Source organism: Facklamia lactis (assembly GCF_015863205.1).
Lineage (GTDB): Bacteria > Bacillota > Bacilli > Lactobacillales > Aerococcaceae > Facklamia > Facklamia lactis.
The window spans coordinates 118,056-141,162 of sequence record NZ_JACBXQ010000002.1 but is presented as its reverse complement, the minus strand read 5'-3'; the positions used below and the strand labels follow the sequence as shown (position 1 = coordinate 141,162).

Below are 23,107 nucleotides of genomic sequence, written 5' to 3'. Positions count from 1 at the left end.
TAAGATAGGTGAGACTAAAGGGCGGATCGAAATGGAGGATAAAGGATGGTAAAAATTATTGGAATTGTTGGTAATAATTCTACAAAATCGACTAATCGTACATTGATGCAATACATTGCTAGGAGATATAAGGAACAAGCAGAAATCGACTTATTTGAAGTAAGGGACTTACCAATGTTTAATAAACCGTCGAATGGTCAAATTCCTGAAAAGGCTAAAGAGATAGCAGCAAAAATTGAAGTAGCTGATGGTGTTATTATTTCTACCCCAGAGTATGATTTATCGATACCAGCTGCTTTATCAAGCGCTTTAGCTTGGCTATCTTATAATATATATCCTTTTGTAGATAAGCCGGTCATGATAGTGGGAGCTTCTTATGGTGCTTTAGGATCTTCTCGAGCTCAACAGCATTTGCGTTCTATATTAAATGCACCCGTTATTCGAGCCATTGTTATGCCTGGAAATGAGTTTTTATTAGGGCATTCCTTACAAGCTTTTGATGAAAATGGAGACTTAATTTTTCCCGAAAAAGTGAAACAATTAGATGGCTATTTTGTAGATTTTCTGAAATTTATTAGAGTAACGGAAGTTCTAAGTTCTAGCCATGAATCTAATGTCCAAGAAGCTGCAAATTTTTATGCTGATCAATTTGACCTTCAAGCACAAAGGAGTGAGAAGAGATGAAATTAGTGGGAATTGTGGGGTCTAATGCAGAGCAATCTTACAATCGTCAATTACTACAATTTATTGAAAGACACTTTAAATCAAAATTTGACTTTGAAGTTTTGGAGATAAAAGATGTTCCGATGTTTGATGCGAGTAATGACCAGACGGGGCATCCAGCGATTCAATATTTAAACAGTAAAATACAAGCCGCAAACGGTGTTATTATTGCAACACCTGAGCATATAAGAACAACCACTCCAGTTTTAAAGTCAACCATTGAGTGGTTATCTTATAAGGTGAATCCTTTTGTTAATAAGCCTGTTTATGTAGTGGGAGCTTCTTATTATGATCAAGGCACATCTCGTGCCCAGTTACATGTTCGTCAAATCTTACAGGCACCGGGGGCGAATGCCTATGTATTTCCTGGAAATGAATTTTTGTTAGGGGAAGCGAAAGAAAAATTTGATAGTGAAGGCAATATTATTGATCCTGGAACGATTACCTTTTTGGAAAGCTGTATCGAAAAGTTTTTACGATATGTAGAGCTAGTGACGGAGTTAGAGAAACCCGTAGCAGATCCAGAAGCCGAAGATTTAGAAGCCAGAGGGAAAATAGCTACTACAATAGAAGATGTTGATATGCACGCAGATAATTGGATAGAACAAGCTTCAATGAAAGTGGGAGCCGTTGAAGGGAATACCTATGTCAAACTAAGTGACGGCTTGTTAACAGTAGAACAAATAGATGATTTATTAAAGTCTATGCCCTTTGAGATTTCCTTTGCTGATGCTAATAATCAATTTATTTATTATAATCATAATAAATCGTGTGAAGAAATGTTAGCAAAAAGAAGTCTCGAACAAGTAGGGAATTCTTTGGGAGATTGTCATCCAAAGGCTACGCATCAGACTGTTAAATGGATAATCAGTCAATTAAGATCAGGTTTACAAGACGTCATCAAGGTCTATGATTCTTCACATGGCCCCGATAAATTTGTAGTCAATACTTACCAAGCTGTAAGAAATGATATTGGTGAATATTTAGGGATTAATGAGTATGTTCAAGACATTTTACCTCTGATTGATTGGTATTTGCAACAGAGTCGTCAGGAGTTGGTCAGTGGGACGGATACATTATCGGGAGCAAGTGTAAGCTCCAATGCTGATACTACTTCAAGTGCTTCCCGAAGTAATCTTGAAGATAGCACAGGTTTAGAGGCAGATGCAGTTTCAGGAGCAAGTCTTAAGAAATAGTTTAAGCCCCATCAAAAAGGGGCTTTTTTTATATAACAAAAATTAATGATATTTTTTTGAGAGTTTATATGCTTTTTTTGTATTAGCAAAATGAAGTTTTGCTGTCGATTCTAGAGCCCCAAGACCATATTTATCTATTAGTTGAGCAGCGAACAAATCAACTTTTGGACTTGCACCAGAAGGGAGTATTTTACCATATTTAGCACCGAGTCTTGAAAGAGAAGTTACAAAGGCGTCTCTCGCGATGATGGAGGCACAAGCAACTGCAAGATGAAGAGATTCGGCTTTTTTTGCAAAAAATATTTTCCCTTGATATACATTAGAATCTGATTGTAAATGACGAAAGTAGTTTTTTTCCGGAGTAAATTGATCGATTAAAACACCTTGTAGGTTGTTCATTTGTACGTCATCGAGCTTACTTATTAATTGTTGGATGGTAAAATTATGTAACTTTGCTTTCATTGCATTGGCATTGTATTGTTTTATAAGTTGATTATATTTAGCAGGGTTAACAATGGTTAGGTGATACGGAACAGTGTGCTTAAGATTTTGAGCAATTTGTTGAATCTCTTTGTCTGATAATTTTTTAGAATCTTTGACACCTAATTCTTGTACTAATGCTTGTCGCTGCGAATCTAAATAAACGGCACAGACAGTTAGCGGTCCAAAATAAGAACCATTTCCAACTTCATCACTCCCGATAAGAGAGTATGAAGTAATATTTTTAGGGATGGAGGATAGACTTTGGGATGTTTGGCCTTCTGCTAATTGGATAGCATTTTGTTGCCATATCGAGGCTTCGGATTCCGCCTGATGGCCTTGAAAGAGAACTTTTCCAGATTGGTAAGCTGTGATTGAAACACCATTTCTTTTGGCTCTAAATTGGCTGTAGGGTACAGGGGATACTAAGTCATTTTGATAATAGGCTTCCATCTTTTTGAGTGTCGTTTGGTTTACTTTTAGAGTAGCATTCGTCATTGTTATCACCATATTTCTATATATTATTAGAATTAATGCAAGTTTATTCATATGAAAAACTTGATTTAAGTGTTCTGAAAGGCTCTTGAGTAATAATCATAGAATCGTACTATATCTAGGATCTTTTAGTCTATATTTGTTTATTATACCGTAAATAATAAGATAAGGTGCAAGAATCCCAGACTTCTGGTAGAATAATTGCAGAGTTTATGGAGGATTAAGGTGATAAAATGAAAGATAAGTACAGATACAAAGCAGAAATAGCAGGGAAAATATATACAATTGTTGGGGATCGACCTAGTCAGCATTTAGATGCAGTCGTTGATCTTCTAAATCAACAATTGGAACAGCTTGGCCAACTGGATCCAAACTTGTCAAGAGAAGATCGTTCTATATTAATGGCTATTAATGCTATTTCTGATCAAATTAGTAAGGAAAATCGAATTGTTGAGTTAGAGGCAGAATTAGCAGTCTTGAAAAGTGATCGCGACTATCATCAATCTGCAGATAAAACACATGATCCATCAAATTTAGAACATAGTAAAAATACAGTAAGAGTAAGAGCTAAGTCAAGTCAGGATCAAGATAAATAGGCAGTAGTCAGTGAGGAGATTTGTATGGTAACATTAATTATTTTGGCAATTTTAGCTTTTGGTTTTTATACGGGTTATCGCTCGGGTTTGATTATGCAAGGAATCCGTTTAATTGGTTATATTATTACATTTTTGCTTGCAACTCGGTATTTTGATGTGCTTAGCGAATGGGTAGCAATGTTTATTCCTTTTCCGGCTATACAACCTGATAGCGAGTTAGTGATGTATGATGAGGTCCAAAGTTTTTACTTGGACAAGGCTTTCTATAATCTTTTAACATTCTTTATTATTTGGTTAGCAGGTTGGGTGATAACCAATGCATTATCGGTTCTTTTTACAAAGATTGCTTATTATGATTTTTTGCATATTGCTAATCGCATCATAGGTGGAATCATTAATTTCTTAGTTGTTTATTTTATTGTTTTTATGGTACTTTATCTTTTATCATTATTACCCATTGAGTTTATTCAACAACAATTTGTTAATAATCCTTTAATTTTCTGGATTGTAGATTCAACACCTATCTTAGCAGACTATGCTGATAAGTTAGGTTTAGGAGTATAGTTAATGAAAGAAAGGCGTGACTTGCTTAAATGACCAATCAAAAAACGCTTGATAAGTTAGAATATGGCAAAATAATTCGCCAATTAAAATCGTATATACAGACAGAAATGGCAAAAAAATTAGCTGATATGATTTCTCCTTCTTTTGATATAGAAGAGATACGTACTTGGCATGATGAGATTGAAGAAGCAGAAATGATTCGACAACAAGGTAAACATATTCCAATACCTTATTTACAAGAACTAGGCTCTGCCTTTAAACGACTAGAGGTTTCAGCTTCATTAAATGCACGGGAAGTTGCTCAAATTGGGAAATTGTTAACGACGACTAATCAAGTTACTGATTTTTTTGATCAAATGAAAGTTGAAGAAAAATACTATCCTGCTTTAGATATTTGGGTAGAGCAGTGTGTATCCTTGCCAAAAATAATTGAGAAAATTCATCAAACCGTGAGTGAAGACGGAAGTGTATTGAATTCAGCTTCGGTTAAATTATCCAATATCAGGAGGGGTCAAACTCAAACGGAACAACAAATTCGTAATCAGCTTAATCAAATGTTGAAGTCAAAAGCCAACTATCTATCAGATGCGCTGATTACAATCCGTAATGAGCGGTATGTATTACCGGTAAAAGCAGAATTTAAGTATCAGTTCGGTGGAACTGTTCATGACCAATCTTCTACCGGACAAACTTTATATATTGAACCCCAGTCGGTTGTAGAGTTAAATAATAAATTGTCTCAGTTACATGTGGAAGAAAAACAAGAGATAGAGCGGGTATTAGAAGAGATTTCGATGGAAATTGAGCCATATGTTGAAGAGATTCGCCAGAACCAAGCGATGATTGCTCAATTAGATTTTATTCAAGCTAAAGCTGATTATGCTGCATCAATTAATGCCAATAAGCCAAAGTTTTCGACGGATAATCAAATTGCTTTATGGCAAGCAAGACACCCGTTAATTGATCCCAAAGAAATTGTAGCAAATGATATTTTGATTGGGGATCAGTATCATATCTTGGTGATTACAGGACCGAATACTGGGGGAAAGACGATTGTATTAAAAACAGTAGGACTCATTCAACTGATGGGACAATCAGGATTGTTTATCCCTTGTGATGAAGGATCGCAATTAGGAGTCTTTGATTCTATATTTGCAGATATTGGGGACGAACAGTCCATTGAGCAGAGTCTTTCAACTTTTTCTAGTCATATGACTAATATAGTTTCGATTATCAAGGAAGCGACTCATCAATCAATGGTTTTATTTGATGAATTAGGTTCAGGAACTGATCCTCAAGAGGGGGCTGCCTTGGCAATGGCTATTCTTAATTATTTAAGATCTGTTGGAGCAACTGTAATGGCGACGACTCATTATCCAGAATTAAAGGTCTATGCTCATGAAATGCCGAAAACAATTAATGCCTCAATGGAATTTGATATTGACTCTTTATCGCCTACATATCGCTTAATGATTGGGGTGCCGGGACGTTCGAATGCTCTAGAAATTTCGAAAAGACTTGGTTTACGAGAGGATATTTTGTTAGATGCGCAGCAGGGAATTTCGACCGAGAGTCAGTCGCTTAATGAAATGGTTGCTAATCTGGAACGCGAAAGACGGGAAACAGAATTAAAAAATGCTACTGCAGATGAGTATTTAAGAAGATCAGAATCGTTACTAGAAGACTTAAGAACCGAATACGATCGATATTTGGCTTATAAAGATAGTATATTTGAAAAAGCTAAACGTATCGCAAATGAAAAAGTAGAAGATGCTCAGAAAGAAGCAGAAAAACTGATTCAAGATATTCGCGATTTACAATTAGTACAAGGCCAAAATCAGACAATTAAGGAACATATTCTAATTGATAAGAAAAATGCTTTTAATGATTTGAAACAACCAGAAAATCTTAAAAAGAACAAAATTCTTCAAAAAGCTAAGCGTGCGCAAGAATTCGCAGTTGGTGATGAAGTTGAAGTTTTATCCTATGGTCAACGGGGAACCATTATTGAAAAGACTGGTAAAAATGAATATATGGTGCAAATGGGTATATTGAAAATGAAATTCTCTAGCGAAGAATTAAAAGCTTTAGAGAAAGCAAAAGCGAAGAAAAAAGTGAACGTTCAGAGAAAAGCAGGAACAAAAGTAAATACTAGTATCGATATTCGAGGACAGCGTTATGACGCAGCCATGCAGAAATTAACGCAATATCTAGATCAAGCTCTTCTATCCAATCATCCTATGGTCACGATCATTCATGGAAAAGGAACCGGAGCTCTTAGAGAAGGGGTTCAAAAAAAACTGGCACAACATTCGCAAGTCGATCACTATGAATATTCGGCTCCAAATGCGGGTGGAGATGGTTCCACGGTCGTATATTTTAAATAAAACATTAATCAAGTAAATGTTTGATTAAATAGGCAAATGAATAGTAATGAAATTTTCAATGTGTTAATATATCTAAGAGTATTAATAGAGGAAGGAGAATGATAATGGTTAAAGCAATTACAGATGCAGATTTTCAAACGTCAACACAAAATGGGGTAACGTTGGTGGATTTTTGGGCGCCCTGGTGTGGACCTTGTCGGATGCAGTCCCCAATAGTTGACGAATTAGCAGAAGAAATGGAAGGACAAGTTGAATTTTTCAAAATGAATGTGGACGAAGAGCCGAAAACCGCACAAGAATTTGGAATTATGTCTATTCCTACCATGATTATTAAAAAAGAAGGACAGGTAGTGGATAAATTAGTTGGTTTTCATGATAAAAATCGTTTAAGTGAAATATTAAAAAAACATCTCTAATCTAAATTTTTAACCCGGTATTTTTACTGGGTTTTATTTGTTCATAGCCGTTTATTTTTATTAATAAGAGCTGTCAATAAATTGATAGATAATGATAAGGTAATTCTTTTGGATTAGAATAACCTGTGCTATAATGAGATTAGTTTAAATTATATTAGGAGGAAATGAGATTATGATTATTGGAGTTCCTAGAGAAATAAAATCAAACGAAGACCGGGTAGGTTTAACTCCAGCTAATGCTCACGAATTAATATCATCTGGCCATCAAGTATTAGTAGAAAAAAATGCAGGGATAGGATCAGGTTTTACTGATGAGCAGTATGAAGAATTTGGGGCAACGATTGTAGATGCACCAGCAGAAGTGTGGAAGGCAGAAATGGTCATTAAAGTAAAGGAACCATTGGAAGAAGAATTTGATTATTTTTATGAAGGTCTAATTCTATTTACTTATTTACATTTGGCTCCTGAATATAAATTAACTGAGGCTCTTCTTGATAAAGGAGTCATCGGTGTAGCCTATGAAACGATTGTAGAAGCTGGGACACTTCCTTTATTAACACCCATGTCTGAAGTAGCAGGAAGAATGGCTGTTCAAATTGGTGCGAGGCTGTTAGAGAAGATCGGTGGCGGACAAGGGATTCTATTAGGAGGAGTACCGGGTGTTCAGCGTGCGAATGTAACCGTGATTGGTGGTGGAGTTGTTGGATTAAATACTGCGAAATTGGCCTATGGATTAGGGGCGAATGTAACAATATTGGATGTTAATCCTCAACGTTTGGCTGAATTGGAAAATATTCTAGGTAATGGTGTTCAGACTTTGATGTCAAATGATGCAAATATTGAGAAGGCAGTGATTGATTCCGATTTAGTAGTTGGATCTGTTCTCTTAGCAGGTCGACGGGCACCCGTGCTTGTATCTGAAGAGATTATCAAACAAATGCGTGAAGGATCTGTATTAATTGATATTGCAGTTGACCAAGGCGGAAACTTTGAAACAACTCATCCTACTACTCATAAGGAACCTACCTATGTTAAACATGGGGTTATTCATTATGCAGTTGCCAATATTCCTGGGGCTGTACCTCGTACATCAACGATTGCGCTGACAAATGCAACTTTAAAGTATGCTATTCAAATTGCTAACCTCGGTATTAATAAGGCGGCGAAAGAAAGTGATGCAATCTTGACAGGAATTAATACCTATTATGGGCAATTAACTTCTCAAGCAGTAGCAGAATCTCAAGGAAAAGAATTTATTGATATTACCAATCAAATCAATTAAATTAGCTATTTAGAAATAAACAGTGAAAAAAGGATTCTTATTACCATGGTAATAAGAATCCTTTTTTCATATTAATATTTAAAAGCTTCTTTATTTACTAGTGATAAAGGCTTACAATAAAAAGAGAAATGGAGGTTAAGAAGATGTATCCATTGAGGAATAAGAAATATGCAGAATCCATTTTAGTAGTGAATGATATACCTGGTGCTGGTAGAGTAGCAGGTTCAATTAATTTACCGGTGGTGGCAGCCGCTCAATTAGAAGCTGCAATTTTACCCACTCTAATTCTTTCGTCCCATGCAGGCGAACAAGGAAATATGGTACGCTACTCAATGAAGGAAGCGTTTCAACAAATGTTAAGTCATTGGGAGGAAGTGGGGTATCATTTTGATGCAGTTTTAACCGGTTATTTTGCAGATGTGCAGCAGATTGATGATTTATCAAATTATTATTTACGTGCAAAAGCGCATAATCCTTCAATTAAATTGATCATGGATCCTATAATGGGGGATCATGGCAGGTTTTATAAAGGATTTGATAAAGAAGTCGCTCTTCATTTGCGTGAATTAATTCAATACGCTGATATTGTGATGCCAAATTTAACAGAAGCGTGTTTGATTTTAAACCAAGAGTATAAAGAAAATTTTCAAGTTGAAGAAATCGCTGGAATTGCACAAGACATCTTATCTTTAGGTGCTGAGACAGTTATTATTACTGGAGCTCGAGATCATAATGAAGTTGGAGATAATAAGATTGGTTTTTATTATGCTTGTCAGAATGGAGAAGCAGGTACGGTTTTACATCAACATTTTGATGGCTATGTTTTTGGAACAGGAGATACCGTTATTTCATTAGTTGCCGGTAATTTTTTAGCGGGGGAAACGATTAAACAGTCAATAGAATTTACCAGTCAGATTGTAGAAGAACTTATTCCCTATTCAATCAAAAAAAATGATTATCAAGTAGGCCCTATTCATTTTGAGCCTTTTTTAGCTACGATAGCAGAACATTTTATTAGCTTACGTCAGTAGACTTGTATCGAATAAAACAATAGAATTTTAAAAATTATGGAGGGATAGTATGCCTGTAAAAGATGTTACACCTAATTCAGCATCTTCTTTTAATAAAATAAATAAAATCAAAAAGTTTAGTCCAAGATATTTATATTTAGTGTTAATGATTTTTCTCTCAATCTATTATTATTTAGTTTTGCCCCCTTTTCATTATGCGTCGTTAGATTTCTGGATTTTTCTAGCAATCGCATTGATCGGGGTGTTTATTATTGAATTGTTTACTGATTCAAGTGGATGGTTGCAAAAAATAAAAAATCAAAATTATCAATCTTTAGAGATAAAAGGAATTAAGTTACCCAAAAAATATCGGTGGTTTTTTATTCCGATCCCCTTGCTATTATTGTTAGCCTTGGCTGGTCATTTAATTTTCTCTCCTTTATTTATTTCCAAACAATATGCAAATCTGATTCAACCCGTTACTAAAGATTTCAAAAGTGAGTTTCCGGAAAGTAATATTGATCAAATTCCTCTTGTTGACCGTGACACTGCTGTTCGATTAGGAAATCGACATTTGGGAGCTTTAACTGATTTGGTATCGCAATTTGAAGCTTCAGAAGAGTATACACAAATTAATATTTCGGCAAAACCCTATCGAGTGACACCGTTAAAGTATGCTGGTTTTTTTAAGTGGCTAAATAATTTCAAAGATGGAATTCCTCATTATTTACAGGTAGATAATGTTACAGGAAAGGTAGAAGTTAAAAGTCCAGAGCAGCCTATTCGTTATTCTTTTGCGGAACATCTGGGCCGTAATATCTATCGTCATCTACGATTTAATTATCCTTTTAATATATTTGGGCAACCTTCTTTTGAAGTGGATGATGAAGGAATTCCATATTATATTGCAACGACTTATGGTAGAAAGTTCTTTCTTCGTGAAGCAGAACCAACAGGACTAGTAATCGTAAATGCTATGACCGGTGACCATCAAAAATATGAATTGGACGAGGTTCCTGGATGGGTAGATAGGGTATATTCGGCTGAGTTGATCATGCATCAACTCAATTTAAATGGACAGTATAAAAATGGATTTTGGAATTCTCTTTTTGCAAAAGAAGGAGTGACTGAAGCAACTGAGGGATATAATTATATTCCTATGAATGATGACTTATATCTTTATACGGGAATTACTTCTGTAGTAGCCGATGATTCTAATATTGGCTTTGTTTTAGTTAATTTAAGAACGAAAGAATCCTCGATGTTTCCTCTTTCTGCTGCTGAGGAATTTTCTGCAATGCAATCTGCTGAAGGGTCAGTTCAAGAAACCGGTTATAAAGCGACTTTCCCTCTTTTAATTAATTTACAAAATAAACCGATGTATATTCTTACTTTAAAAGATTCTTCCGGCTTAATTAAAGATTATGCTTTAGTGGATGTTCAAAATTATCAACAAGTATATGTGGCACCAAGCCTGACTCAACTTATGAAGCAATATGCGGAGGATCAACCGCTAGATTTAGAGTCTATTAGCCAAGAAAATCTTCAAGAACTAACGGGACAAGTGGAGTCCATTCAAGCGGTTGTCCAAGATGGACAAACGATGTATTACTTCATGATGGATGGTAAAGTGTATCAAGCACCACTTGCACTCAATGAATTTTTACCATTTGTTCAAGAAGGTCAAGATATTAACTTTACTGTAGATACTGAGGGATCTATTTATTCTGTTGATCTAAGTAAAAGTTTTGGAGATAATGCCGATGAAGAAGCCACTGTAGAAGAAACAAGTGAGACAACAGTGGATCCCTTAATTGAAAATGTTAACTAGATTATCTCTTTATTAAATAGATATTAATAAATTAATTATTTTAAATTTACTACAAGTCTCTTTTTTTAGTTTATTAAGTCATCTATAATGAAAATAGACTATTATGAAAGAGGTGCCAAATGTTAGAAGTTAAACATCTAGCTAAAAACTTCGGTTCAATCCGAGCGGTTAAAGATGTATCTTTTAGTGTGGAACCTGGAACTATTATGGGCTTCATTGGTCCTAATGGTTCAGGGAAAACCACGGTGTTTCGAATGATTTTAGATTTTTTATCCCCTGAAAAGGGTGGAAAAGTTTTGTGGGATAAGCAACCGATGAATAAGAAAGTTTATGAGCTCGTAGGTTATCTTCCAGAAGAGCGTGGCTTGTACGATAAAATGACAATTGAAGATCAAATTGTATATTTTGCAACCTTAAGAGGAATGAAACGCCAAAATGTTTTATTGGAGATCGATGAATGGATGAAGAAATTTGCCGTAAAAGGTAATCGAAAGGATAAAATCAATACACTTTCGAAGGGAAATCAGCAAAAAGTCCAATTAATCGCAACGTTGATCCATCGTCCCAAATTAGTGATTCTAGATGAACCATTCTCTGGACTAGATCCTGTTAATGCAGATTTGTTGAAGCAAGGCATTATAGAATTAAAAGAGAACGGCTCTAGCATTATTTTTTCGAGCCATAATATGTCGAATGTATCTGAAATTTGCGATAAGTTAGCGATGATAGTTAACGGAGAGCAAGTACTCTATGGTACTATTCAAGATGTGAGAGAAAACTTTGGAAGAATAAAAATATTTTTAGAAACCGACTGCTGGACTGTAGAAGATTTAGAACAATTAGAAGGTGTTCAAACAGTCATGAAGACGAGTCCAAATAACTATACATTAATATTAGAAGATGAAAGTTATGGTCGAGATCTCTTCCAAAAAATTACAAAGGGTCAATATATCTCAATGTTTAGTCAGCAGCCTCCAAGTTTAGAGGAAATATTTAAGATGAAAGCAGGTGAAGCGATCCATGGATAAAATTTGGATTATAGCCAAAGAAGTCTTTCGTAAAAATGTGAAATCCTGGGCCTTTTTCTGGATGATAGCTGGACCGATCGTCATGGGGTTAGTTATTGCTGGCGTTGGTTATTTTATTTATCAAGACCAATTGACATCTTCAGTTGGGGATGTTGCCATTCTTAGTCAGAATGAAGAGGTTGTTTCAACCATCAAAGGCTTAGAAGATGATAATGAATATTTATTTGATTTGAATCAAGAACAAGCCGACCAGCAACTAATAGATGGAGAAATTGATGGGTATCTGTTAGTCGAAGACCAGGATGACTCTTTTAGTGCGAAATTCTATCGTAATAATTCTGGTAAAAATATTAATACCACTAATATGGAAGAGGCTTTATCTGATTTAAATCTTCAACTTAATGCTGAGAAATTAAATCTTGATCAAGCAAAAGTAGCTAAATTAACTGATAGTAAAATTAATATTGAAACGATCAGGATGCAAAGTGATGATGGAGAGATCACTCAGGTGTCAGATGATGATCCGGTTATGGGTGCGAAGATAGCAGTGGCTTATGTAGTGTGTTTTGTGGTATTTATCTTTATCATGAATTATGTCACGATTGTTTCACAGGAGGTGGCTGCTGAAAAAGGTTCTCGGATAATGGAAATTATTTTATCGAGTGTATCAGCTGTGCATCATTTTTTTGGTAAGTTGTTGGGAATTGCAATGGTTATTTTGACCCAATTACTGATTTATGGAGCAATTGGAATGTTATTTTCATATCTGGGTGGACTATTTATGGCTGATTTTATGATGAAAAATCAAGGACAGTTTCAAGGTGCGGAGATGGAAGCAGGGAATATGATTGATCCTGCCTTAATCTCTGATTATGTCGCAGCTGTTCGGCCTGTTTTACTATATGGTGTACTCTTTGCCGTGCTTGGAATTGCTATTTATTCGGTAATTGCTGCCTTTTTAGGTTCTTTAGTTTCTAGAACAGAGGATGTAAACAAGATGATTACACCGATAACCTTGATGGGAGTAGCTGGATTCTATATCGCCTTGTATGCTCTAAAATCTCCAAATTCATCTGTTGTTCAAGTAGGTTCCTTTATACCTTTATTTACCTCATTTATTATGCCGTTTAGGATAGCAAATGACACAGTTGGAACGGGAGAAATCTGGATATCGGTTGCGGTAGTTGTAGCGTTTCTCATTCTGTGTGTCGCAGTTTCTGTTATATTTTATAAATCAAATGTGTTGGTGTATAGTGAAAAAGGCTTAATTGGAACTTTTAAACAATCCTTAGCAATTTGGAAGAATGAGAACAAAAAAAAATAATGAGTTGATTGAAAAGTCCTTGGGAGTTCTCCCAAGGACTTTTCTTATAATGTGTAGAATATTGGGGGGAGCTAATCATGACTTTTTCTTATAGATTAAAGGATAAAATATACTTCTTTCAATCTATCTTCACAGCTTTCATTTTTAAAGTATGGTAAAATAATTTTCGTGAAGAGAGGTAAGATAAATGAAAGAATTACCAATTGGTTTTATTGATTCAGGATATGGGGGCTTAACAGTTGTTAAGCAGAGCTTGAAACAACTCCCCAATGAGTCGATTATATATTTAGGTGATAATGCTCGTTGTCCTTATGGTCCTCGCTCTTTAATGGAAGTGCGAAAATTTATTTGGCAATTAACCCATTTCTTACGAGAAAAAGGGATAAAAATGTTAGTGATTGCTTGTAATACTGGTACCGCAGCTGCCTTGGATGAATTAAAGGCAGTTTTGCCGATTCCGGTGGTGGGGGTGATTGCTTCTGGAAGTCGGGCTGCTATTAAACAAACTCAGAATAACCAAATAGGAGTTATAGGGACGGCAGGAACGATTAATAGTCAGCTGTATACTCGGACTATTCTAGAAAAAACAGCTAAAGTTAAAGTTGAGAGCTTAGCTTGTCCTAGTTTTGTTGAGTTAGTTGAGGAGGACCGACTAGACGAATCGTCAACACAACCCCATGTGAATGAGGTGCTAAAGCCTATAATTCAATCAGGTATTGATACGCTTGTATTGGGTTGCACTCATTATCCATTGATGAAAAGAGAAATAAAAGAAGCATCCGGTTCAAAAGTACACCTCATTGATTCTGGCGTCGAAACAATTAATGAGGTGAGTATGTTATTGGATTATTTTAATTTAAGTCGGACCGCTGAGGAACAAGAGCAAGATCCAGCTAGTCAAATTTATTATACAACTGGCGAGATTGAGCCATTTAAGGTGATAGCTGGAAAGTGGTTAAAGGCAGATGATATTGTCGTCAGACAGTGTAGAATAAAAGGAGAAATTATCGTTGAAGCTACTAATTGCGAGTCATAATAAAGGTAAAGTTGCAGAATTTGAAAAATTGTTAAAGCCTAAAGGTTTTGATATTACTTCTTTAATTGATTATCCAGAATTGGATGAAGTAGAAGAAACAGGTAAAACATTTGAAGAGAATGCTCGACTAAAAGCAGAAACCATTGCGAAAGAACTTAATTGCCTATGTTTATCGGACGATTCAGGACTATCAGTTCCTATTTTAGATGGAGAACCAGGTGTATTTTCTGCACGTTATGCAGGAGAGCCTAGTAATGATCAAAAAAATATAGACAAACTTTTATCAAAATTAGAAGGATATCATGGTGAAGATCGCGCTGCTTTCTTTTCGACTTGTATCGTTCTTGCATATCCAGGTAGAGATTCGTTAGTAGTAGAAGGAAGAGTAGATGGTTTGATTGCCTATGAAGAACATGGCGATAATGGGTTTGGATATGATCCGATTTTTATCTATGAACTTGAAAATAAAACTTTTGCAGAATTAACATCTGAGCGAAAAAATCAGATTTCTCATCGAGCGAAAGCGGTAATGAATTTAATGAACGAAATGCCTGAATGGTTGGAGGAATTTAAGAGATGAAATTTTTAGTAATGAGTGATAATCATGGAAATGAATCGACCGTTAACAAGCTTGTTCATAAATTTAAAGGTCAGGTTGACTACTTATTTCATTGTGGCGACTCTGAATTTACAACGAATCATACAATATGGAGAGAATTCGATGCAGTGGTAGCAGGCAATATGGATTTCCATGCTGGATACGAAAATATTCAAATAGTTGATACACCAGTTGGAAAAGTTATTCTGACTCATGGACATATTCAAAATGTTAATCGAAGTAACTTAGGTTTGTATGAATTAGCCAAAGATAATCAAGCCTCCTTTCTTTTTCATGGGCATACACATCGCCTTTACGCTGAATATAAAGATCGTATCTTAATGGTTAACCCAGGCTCTTTATCGCAATCTAGGGGCGAGTATTCTGGGAGAACGTTTGCGATAGTTGTGATAAATGAGAATTCATATCGAGTAGATTATTATAATCAGGATGGAAACTATATACAGGAATTGTCTCAATATTTTACTTTAGATGGAGATGAAAACATTGATCAACCCTAAACTTCGACATATGATTGTTGATGATATTCAGAGCTTGATTATTCCCGAGAAAGATGTAGCCTATTTATATGACTTTAATAGTTTGATGCATGGTTTACTCGTTTTAACTTCCGTTAATTATGCGATGATTCCTGTTTTGAAAAAAACAGGACAGATGGTTGGTTTATTAAATATAACAATGATCATTCAGGAAGCAATGACTTTGGAAGATATGGATATGGATAACTTAGAAGGAAAGACAATTGACCAAATTGAATTAAGAAAACCAGAATTTATTACTCAAGATGAAGAGATAGATTCAATCATCTATAAATTATTGGACAATAATTTTGTCTGTGTAGTGAATGACTTAGAAAATAAAGAATTTATTGGGATCATTACACGTAATGCAGTGTTAAAGCGTTTAAACGCTTTATTGCATAATCCTAAATTAAATGAAATTGTAAAATTTGGCAGCGATCTTGAAATGTTGATTCAAAAAAATAGTGAGGAATTCCATTATTAATGGAATTCTTTTTTTATAAAAAAAATAGCAATATCTTTTTAGCTTTAAGCGTTAACAATTGAGTTTAAAATTAAAACGTGCTATATTAAAAATATAAAAATTCAGCAAAGGAGTGATGAATCTTATGACAATAGGTCAAATCGCAGCAATTATAGCTGCTATAGCCTTTGCAGTATTAGTCGTCTTTTTATCTCTAAGTTTAATTAAAGTTTCAGGTGTTCTGACGGAGCTGAAGGAAACTGTCAACCGTTTGAATACGACGATTGATATTGTAACAAAAGATGTTGACAACTTATCAATTGAAGTGGAAGGACTGCTTAATAAGAGTAATTCTCTAGTAGATGATATTAATGGGAAACTTGGCAAAACAGATCCATTGTTTACAGCAATTGGTGATCTAGGAGTCTCAGTATCAGAATTAAATGATACAACAAAAACTATGGCTACAAACTTAGTGTCAGGTGTAAGTTCACAGCGTAAAAGTAAGTCGCCATTGAGTAAATTCGTTCGTGCTACTCAAGCTTTAAAGTCTAAAAGTAAGAAAAGATCACATAAAAGTGATTTGAGCAACAATGTTGAGAGTGTTTATGAGGAAGATACAGAATTACTTCCTTCAGAAGACCTTGCTGACTTATATCTTGAACCAACTGTAGAAACTACGAATAATAATTCGACTGCATCAAATTTATCTAATTTTACTGATCATCGACCGTCTACAACGGCTGGCGAAATTACTATAAGTACAAAGGAGCATGATGATAATGAGTAATAATAATAATGATGGATTTTTATTAGGAGCAATTATTGGAGCAACAATTGGTGGAATTGCAGCTTTGTTGTATGCTCCTAAATCAGGTGAAGAATTACGTAAAGACATTAATGATGAAGTAGATTATTGGTTAGAAAGAGCGAACGATTACACTGAATATGCTGTTGAACGTGGTGTTGAAATGTATGATGCTGCTTCTGTAGCGAGTGATGATATTCGTGTAAGTCTTAAGTCATCTGCGGAAAATTTAAAGCGACAAGCAAGTGATTTTAAAGATGAAGCATCGAAAGAATGGGGAAATGTTAAGGAAGAATTGCGTCATTCTCGTGAGACATTAGCAGCTAAAGCTGAAGACATTTCAGTTAGTGCTGAAAATGAATTGCAAGGCACAGCTGAAGACATTGAAATGTCTGCCAATGAACTGGTTGATAAAGTTAAAAATGATGACCCAATGGAGAAGACAGAGGTTACTTTTGACGAAGCAAATACCCAAGCCCCTGTATATGAAGAACCTATTGCTGTATATGAAGAACCAGTAGATAACGATCATCAGTTCTAAATCAATTAGCTTGTTTGTTCTATATCAGGATTAACTATAAATAACCTAGTACTAATCTTCTTGGTGCTAGGTTATTATTATTATGTTATAATGTAAATTCATGAAAACGTAACATTACAAGATCGAAACCGCTTGCAATATTGAGTGTCTTATGTTAAATTTTGTGTGTAACTATTTAGTGAAAGAAGGGGAGTCATGGAAAAGCAAACAATCACCATTTATGATGTGGCTCGTGAGGCTGGTGTGTCAATGGCAACTGTTTCACGTGTTGTAAATGGAAATCCAAACGTTAAGCCCAGTACTCGCAAAAAAGTGTCAGAAGTTATTGAACGCTTGGATTATAGACCGAATGCAGTTGCGCGAGGACTTGCTAGTAAAAAAACCACGACAGTAGGGGTTATTATTCCTAATATTACCAATGTTTTTTTCTCTGCTCTGGCTAGAGGGATTGATGACATTGCTGCTATGTATAAATATGATATTATACTTGCTAATGCAGATGAAAGTGTAGATAAAGAAGTGAATGTGTTTCATAATCTAGAAGCGAAACAAGTTGATGGGATTATTTACATGGGCTATCATATTGAAGAAGAAGTGAAAAAAGCTATTAAAACTTCTAGAATTCCTGTTGTAATTGCTGGGATGGTGACAGATGACCCAGACCTTCATACTGTTTCGATTGATATTCGTCTAGCAATTGAAGAGATGACAGAATATTTATTGAATTCAGGAGGAAAAAGACCTGCTATTGTCACTGATCAAGCACGTTATTTTGTAAATGAGGTTCATCGGATTCCAGGTTATAAATCGGCTTTAGCTAAACATAATATTGAAGTCGATGATGATTTGATCATTCAGAATGATTTTACAGATGATGAAGGAGATATTATTGTAGATCAATTGCTTGCGGCGAAAGCAACTGGTGTTATTGCAACTCGTGACTCTATTGCGGTCACCATTATCAATTCATTAACGGATAAGGGAATTAAGGTTCCAGATGAATTTGAAATCTTTGCTTGTGATAACTCCGTTTTGACGAAGTATACTCGACCACAATTGTCAAGTTTACAATACCCATTATATGATGTGGGGGCAGTTGCGATGCGGTTATTAACAAAGATAATGAATGATGAAGAAATTGAAGAATTACAAATTGTTCTACCACATAAACTAATTCACCGTGACTCTACAAAGAAATAAGTGAGGAGTAAGGACTATGCGAAATAATAGTATGAACCAATTAAAAATATATTTTTCATTGGCTTTATTAGTCATTCAAGCGATAGGACTTATTAGGGCCTTACGTAAAGAAAAGAAGAAACAACTTCTCTAAAAGATAAAATTTATTATTCGAATAGTTGTAAACAATTTTAGCTAATATGAAATAACAAGTGTAATTTTAATATAAAAACTCATCCTGATCTCTTTCAAATAGATCAGGATGAGTTTTTGTTAAGAGAAAGCCCAAATTATGGAGCTGGATCAGTTCCTGGAGGGGTTTCACCACCAGGAGGTGTTTCAGGTTCATCTGGTTGATCAGGTGGAACCGTAGGGTCAGGTGTCACGGTTGTATCAGTATCTCCGTCAGAAGGATCTGTCGGGGACATTGGATCAGTTGTGGCTTCTTGACCATTCGTGTTATTATTGGATTCTCCATTTTGTGAGCTGTTATTATTTCTTTGTCTCTGGTTACTATTTGACAAGTAGGCAGCCCAGAAACGCTGAAGTTCTTCATCAGAAGCATTAAATAGGAAATCATAAGTAAGTTCAGCGGCAGGATTTGATCGTTTGAATACATCTTCTCTCAAAGGACCCGATAATGATGCTTGACGATTATTTATCCTAATTGTACCTGGGAGTGTACCTGTTTTTTCAAGAATGGATTGCTTCACTACAGATTCTGGTTGCTCGAATTTGAGATCCGTACCAAATATATCAGGACGAAGTGCATAGAGATCGTTGACAACATTTGCCCAGAATGTTTGGCTTCGTAGACTTTCTCCACCATAACCATCATTAATATCTATGACAAAATCTCCGTATTGACTATCGTAACCAATCCAAGAACCAATGGTAATTTTAGGTGTTGAGGCAATATACCACACATCTTTTGAATTTTCACTAATTCCAGATTTTGCGATCCAATCACCGTTCACTTCCATTAATTCAGCTGCGCGGCGACCTGTTCCTTCAGTGTTTGTGTCACGTAGCATATCGACCATTAAATAATTAGTATCTTCACTAAAGACTCGTACGGGTTCTTTATTTTGTTCAAAGACAATATTCCCAAAGGAATCTTCTATTTTTTCAATATAATAGCCTTCTACATAGTTGCCTTTATTGGCAAAGGTTGTAAAACCAGAAGTTTGTTCAAAAACGGTTGGTCCTTTTGTGACTCCTCCTAGAGAGAATGCTAAGTTTTGTGTATCTTCTTCTGTATAAGAATCAACAGTATTAAAGCCCATTAATTTTAGATAGTCGATGACCGGTATGTTTTGATTGCGAATTTCTTCATAGACTCTGACTGCTGGAATATTATCTGAACGAAGAAGAGCAGTTCTTGCAGTAAGATAGTCTCCAGAAACGACCATTCCATAGTTTGTTGGTCGCCATTCTGTTCCATCAGAATACGTTTCAACAAACTCTGTATCCGGAATAATGGTTGCAGGATAAATCAAATCATGTTCAATTGCTGGGGCATAGACTGCCATTGGTTTAATGGTGGAACCAGGAGATCGATGCATACCAAAGGCGTGATCAATTTGGTTATTTTCAAAATCAGTCCCTGCAACAAAGCCTAAAACTTTGCCTGTCTCATTTTCCAGAACAACCATTCCAGCTTGGACATCTTCTACATAATAGACTTCTTCACCTGTATTAGGGTCTATATAGACGCCTTCATAGCTAATCCCTAACTCATCATCATGAGCTTGAGCAGATTGTTGGAGTTGATCGTAAATTTCTTTATCGATTGTTGAATAAACATGATATCCACCTGTACGTAACTGCTCTTCAGCGTCATAGAAATATTCATTATACCATTCATCATCTGCATAAACTTGTTCAATCGTATAACCATCTTCTTCGATATTTAAAGCCATAATTTGTTCAATGGCACCATTCATGACGGCTTGATATAAGTATGATTGTCTATCTTCAGGAACTTTTTCTGGTTCAAGAAAATCACCGACAATATCATATTGAATGGCTTCATCGTAAGTTGCTCTATCAATAACTTGATTGCGATACATGCTGTAAAGCACTGCCTTCATTCGCTTGATACCAGCTTCAAAATTATCCGTTCGTAATTCTCCAAATTGGTTGTAAGGGGTATAGTTATATGGATCTTGAGGTAAGCCTACTAAGAAGGCTGCTTGCGCTAGATTAACATCTTCAGGTGGAACACCAAAGATACCTTCAGAAGCTTCACGGATACCAGCAACATTTTCTCCTTTATTATTTCTTCCAAATGGAGAGACGTTTAAATAGGCCGTTAAAATTTCATCTTTTGAAAAATAATTTTCAAGTCGAAGTGCTAAAAGAATTTCATTGGCCTTTCGAAAGAAAGTTACATCGTTTGTGAGTAATTGTTGTTTGACCAGCTGTTGTGTTAAGGTAGAGCCACCTGTTCCGGAACCTGTTAGCAAAGTTTGCAAAACAGCTCTTAGAGTAGCTTTGGGATTAACACCTGGATGATCATAAAAGGCTTCGTCTTCAATTGAAATTAAACCATTAATGATGTTGGGTGAAATTTCATCGATTGACGCAACTGATCGAACAACATCTGATCTAACGTTTGCAATGGGCTGTCCGGATGCATAATAAAGAGTAGACTGTTGCTCAAGTCGATTAATTGATTCAGCCATCTCTTGCTTAGTAGGGGGCTCTGTTTCTCCAACAAGCGCTGCAAAGTATCCTAGACCAGTTCCTCCGACTAAAGCACCCAATAAAAGACCTGCTACTAAAATAAAAATTAGAAAGTGTTTAATAATATTAATTAGAACGGCAAATATAAGCGCTAATTTTTCTTTCCAATTATAATCAGATAATGAATACTGTTCTTTTAATTTCTGATGTCTTTTTTGTCTTTTATATTTTTGGCGTAACCACCAGTTTGTTTCTTCGAACTCTGCATCGTCTTCGTTAGCATAAACGTTTGAAAAAGATTGATTAGAACTATTGTTTAGGCTAGGATCATTCTCATATAGAGAGGTAAGACTACTTTTTGAGAGCTTTTCGGTATTAGACTGATTGTAAGCAGTGCGGTTCTGAATAGAATCTTGCTTAGATGGTTTTTCTTGATCTTGGTCAAGTGGTGAAAAATTTTCGTCTTCTGATAGTCCCATTCCTGATAAGATCGGGACGCGGTGAGAAGATCTTTTGCTTGAGATTTTGATATTCTCCTGATGCGTATTGTCCCTCTTAGAATTAGAAATGTTTCTGCGAGAATAGGACTGCTCCACTTCCTCATCGTTTTGCATTTTCTCAAGTTGAGATATTCTTTCTTGTCGCCGCTTCCGGGCTTCTTCAGGCGAAAAATAAGTTTGTTTTTGTCTTTGACGTAAAGTCTCACTTGTAGATTCTTTATAAGGATTAGATGTTCTATGATTTCCTTGTAAAGATGTGGTGCTATTTACATCTTGATTTGATGAAGGATGTTCATGGCTTTTAAACGGATTCTGTTTATCTACCATTACATCACCCCCTTATCTATCTTAGTTTATGCAGTATGAGTATTCTTTAAAGATTCGCCAATAGCATTTAAGCGTTCTTCCCACTCTTGAGTGGATAGATTGTTTTCGCTAATATAACGGTTTCTGGGGTGTCGTCGGCACTCTGCAGAACACCCTCTCAAATATTTATCTTCATTTAATTTTGATGCAATTATTTGTTCGTTACATTCAGGATTACCACAGTTGATATAACGTTCACACGGTTTGCCATCGAAATAATCTTTAGCAACGACACTTGGATTGACATGGTTAATAGGGATAGAGATTCTCTCATCAAAAACATACATTTTACCTTCCCACAGATCTCCTTTTATTTCAGGATCTTTTCCATAAGTATCAATTCCACCATGTAATTGCCCAACATCTTTAAATCCTTCGCGAAGCATCCAACCAGAGAACTTTTCGCAACGAATCCCACCTGTACAGTATACCACAATGCGCTTTTCCATAAATTTATCTTTATTTTCTAGGACCCAGTTTGGGAGTTCACGGAAATTACGAATTTCAGGTCTAATAGCCCCTTTAAAATGGCCTAAATCATATTCATAATCATTTCGGGTATCAAGAACAATAGTATCTTCGTCTAATAGAGCATCGTGAAATTCTTTAGGATTGAGGTATTGACCCGTGATTTGATGGGGATCAATATCATCTTCTAGATTTAAAGCAACAATTTCTTCACGGTGTCGGACATACATTTTTTTGTGTGCAAAGTTGTCAGCAAGGTCTTCTTTAAACCATACATCCTCGAAGCCGGGTAGCGAATGAACATAGTCCATATATTTTTTTGTTTGTTCAATTGTACCTGAAACGGTGCCGTTAATTCCTTCAGATCCAACCAAGACACGTCCTTTTAGACCTATACTTTTACAATACTCTAAATGTTCTGTGACAAATTCATCTGGATCTTCAATTGTTTGATATTTATAAAAAAGTAGTACACGATAATTCTTTGACATTTAAATTCCTCCTGTAGTTGCAAGCTACATTTATTTTCTCATAGAATAATATTATACGTAAAAACTGCTAAAGTCTCAACATCAATGCATTTTTC

The 23,107-nt window shown here is 35.5% G+C and carries 21 protein-coding genes; 18 read left to right on the top strand and 3 right to left on the bottom strand.

Features of this window, described 5'->3' with window-relative positions; translation table 11 throughout:
* Positions 1–45 precede the first annotated feature (45 nt).
* A complete protein-coding gene (locus tag HZY91_RS03570) occupies positions 46–684 on the top strand; it encodes an NADPH-dependent FMN reductase (RefSeq protein WP_197114894.1) in 639 nt (212 codons plus the stop codon).
* Entirely contained in the window at positions 681–1,919 is a 1,239-nt protein-coding gene (locus HZY91_RS03565; protein ID WP_197114893.1) for an NAD(P)H-dependent oxidoreductase, read from the top strand. Before HZY91_RS03570 ends, HZY91_RS03565 begins: the two co-directional genes overlap by 4 nt.
* Positions 1,920–1,961: 42 nt before the next feature.
* On the opposite strand, the gene rnhC is transcribed toward HZY91_RS03565, so the two are convergent.
* Positions 1,962–2,897: a ribonuclease HIII gene (gene rnhC / locus HZY91_RS03560; protein WP_197114888.1), complete on the bottom strand. Its 936-nt coding sequence runs from the start codon at positions 2,895–2,897 to the stop codon at positions 1,962–1,964.
* 230 nt (positions 2,898–3,127) lie between these two features.
* Here rnhC and HZY91_RS03555 point away from each other — a divergent pair, with 230 nt between their 5' ends.
* From HZY91_RS03555 to ccpA, 16 genes are all read left to right on the top strand, one after another.
* Complete coding sequence (locus tag HZY91_RS03555; RefSeq protein WP_197114886.1) at positions 3,128–3,490, top strand: cell division protein ZapA; 363 nt, start codon at positions 3,128–3,130, stop codon at positions 3,488–3,490.
* A 24-nt stretch (positions 3,491–3,514) separates the two neighbouring features.
* The gene (locus HZY91_RS03550; protein WP_197114884.1) at positions 3,515–4,054 is read left to right on the top strand and encodes a CvpA family protein; all 540 of its coding nucleotides are present in this window, start codon (positions 3,515–3,517) and stop codon (positions 4,052–4,054) included.
* Between the two features lie 29 nt (positions 4,055–4,083).
* Positions 4,084–6,441: an endonuclease MutS2 gene (locus tag HZY91_RS03545; protein WP_197114882.1), complete on the top strand. Its 2,358-nt coding sequence runs from the start codon at positions 4,084–4,086 to the stop codon at positions 6,439–6,441.
* 104 nt (positions 6,442–6,545) lie between these two features.
* The gene (trxA, locus tag HZY91_RS03540) at positions 6,546–6,857 is read left to right on the top strand and encodes a thioredoxin (RefSeq protein WP_197114880.1); all 312 of its coding nucleotides are present in this window, start codon (positions 6,546–6,548) and stop codon (positions 6,855–6,857) included.
* Positions 6,858–7,029: 172 nt separating this feature from the next.
* Positions 7,030–8,139 carry an alanine dehydrogenase gene (gene ald / locus HZY91_RS03535; protein WP_197114878.1) on the top strand — a complete coding sequence of 370 codons (1,110 nt, stop codon included), beginning with the start codon at positions 7,030–7,032 and terminating at the stop codon, positions 8,137–8,139.
* Positions 8,140–8,282: 143 nt separating this feature from the next.
* Positions 8,283–9,170 carry a PfkB family carbohydrate kinase gene (locus tag HZY91_RS03530; protein ID WP_197114876.1) on the top strand — a complete coding sequence of 296 codons (888 nt, stop codon included), beginning with the start codon at positions 8,283–8,285 and terminating at the stop codon, positions 9,168–9,170.
* A gap of 49 nt (positions 9,171–9,219) precedes the next feature.
* On the top strand, positions 9,220–10,980 hold the full coding sequence (locus HZY91_RS03525; RefSeq protein ID WP_197114874.1) for a hypothetical protein: 1,761 nt from the start codon (positions 9,220–9,222) through the stop codon (positions 10,978–10,980).
* Between the two features lie 119 nt (positions 10,981–11,099).
* On the top strand, positions 11,100–12,008 hold the full coding sequence (locus HZY91_RS03520) for an ABC transporter ATP-binding protein (RefSeq protein WP_197114873.1): 909 nt from the start codon (positions 11,100–11,102) through the stop codon (positions 12,006–12,008).
* Positions 12,001–13,332 carry an ABC transporter permease gene (locus HZY91_RS03515; RefSeq protein WP_197114871.1) on the top strand — a complete coding sequence of 444 codons (1,332 nt, stop codon included), beginning with the start codon at positions 12,001–12,003 and terminating at the stop codon, positions 13,330–13,332. The genes HZY91_RS03520 and HZY91_RS03515 overlap by 8 nt, the downstream gene beginning before the upstream one ends.
* A gap of 187 nt (positions 13,333–13,519) precedes the next feature.
* A complete protein-coding gene (racE, locus tag HZY91_RS03510) occupies positions 13,520–14,368 on the top strand; it encodes a glutamate racemase (RefSeq protein WP_197114870.1) in 849 nt (282 codons plus the stop codon).
* Positions 14,343–14,948 carry an XTP/dITP diphosphatase gene (locus HZY91_RS03505; RefSeq protein WP_197114868.1) on the top strand — a complete coding sequence of 202 codons (606 nt, stop codon included), beginning with the start codon at positions 14,343–14,345 and terminating at the stop codon, positions 14,946–14,948. Before racE ends, HZY91_RS03505 begins: the two co-directional genes overlap by 26 nt.
* Positions 14,945–15,487: a YfcE family phosphodiesterase gene (locus HZY91_RS03500; RefSeq protein ID WP_197114866.1), complete on the top strand. Its 543-nt coding sequence runs from the start codon at positions 14,945–14,947 to the stop codon at positions 15,485–15,487. The genes HZY91_RS03505 and HZY91_RS03500 overlap by 4 nt, the downstream gene beginning before the upstream one ends.
* Positions 15,474–15,992 (top strand): cyclic-di-AMP-binding protein CbpB, encoded by a 519-nt coding sequence (gene cbpB, locus HZY91_RS03495; protein ID WP_197114864.1) that lies wholly within the window; start codon positions 15,474–15,476, stop codon positions 15,990–15,992. Before HZY91_RS03500 ends, cbpB begins: the two co-directional genes overlap by 14 nt.
* 124 nt (positions 15,993–16,116) lie before the next feature.
* The gene (locus tag HZY91_RS03490; RefSeq protein ID WP_197114862.1) at positions 16,117–16,761 is read left to right on the top strand and encodes a DUF948 domain-containing protein; all 645 of its coding nucleotides are present in this window, start codon (positions 16,117–16,119) and stop codon (positions 16,759–16,761) included.
* Positions 16,754–17,320 carry a YtxH domain-containing protein gene (locus HZY91_RS03485; RefSeq protein WP_197114860.1) on the top strand — a complete coding sequence of 189 codons (567 nt, stop codon included), beginning with the start codon at positions 16,754–16,756 and terminating at the stop codon, positions 17,318–17,320. The genes HZY91_RS03490 and HZY91_RS03485 overlap by 8 nt, the downstream gene beginning before the upstream one ends.
* A gap of 195 nt (positions 17,321–17,515) precedes the next feature.
* A complete protein-coding gene (ccpA, locus tag HZY91_RS03480; protein ID WP_197114859.1) occupies positions 17,516–18,520 on the top strand; it encodes a catabolite control protein A in 1,005 nt (334 codons plus the stop codon).
* A 269-nt stretch (positions 18,521–18,789) separates the two neighbouring features.
* On the opposite strand, the gene HZY91_RS03475 is transcribed toward ccpA, so the two are convergent.
* Complete coding sequence (locus HZY91_RS03475) at positions 18,790–22,014, bottom strand: transglycosylase domain-containing protein (RefSeq protein WP_235991447.1); 3,225 nt, start codon at positions 22,012–22,014, stop codon at positions 18,790–18,792.
* A gap of 26 nt (positions 22,015–22,040) precedes the next feature.
* A complete protein-coding gene (gene trhO / locus HZY91_RS03470) occupies positions 22,041–23,012 on the bottom strand; it encodes an oxygen-dependent tRNA uridine(34) hydroxylase TrhO (protein WP_197114849.1) in 972 nt (323 codons plus the stop codon).
* Positions 23,013–23,107 lie beyond the last annotated feature (95 nt).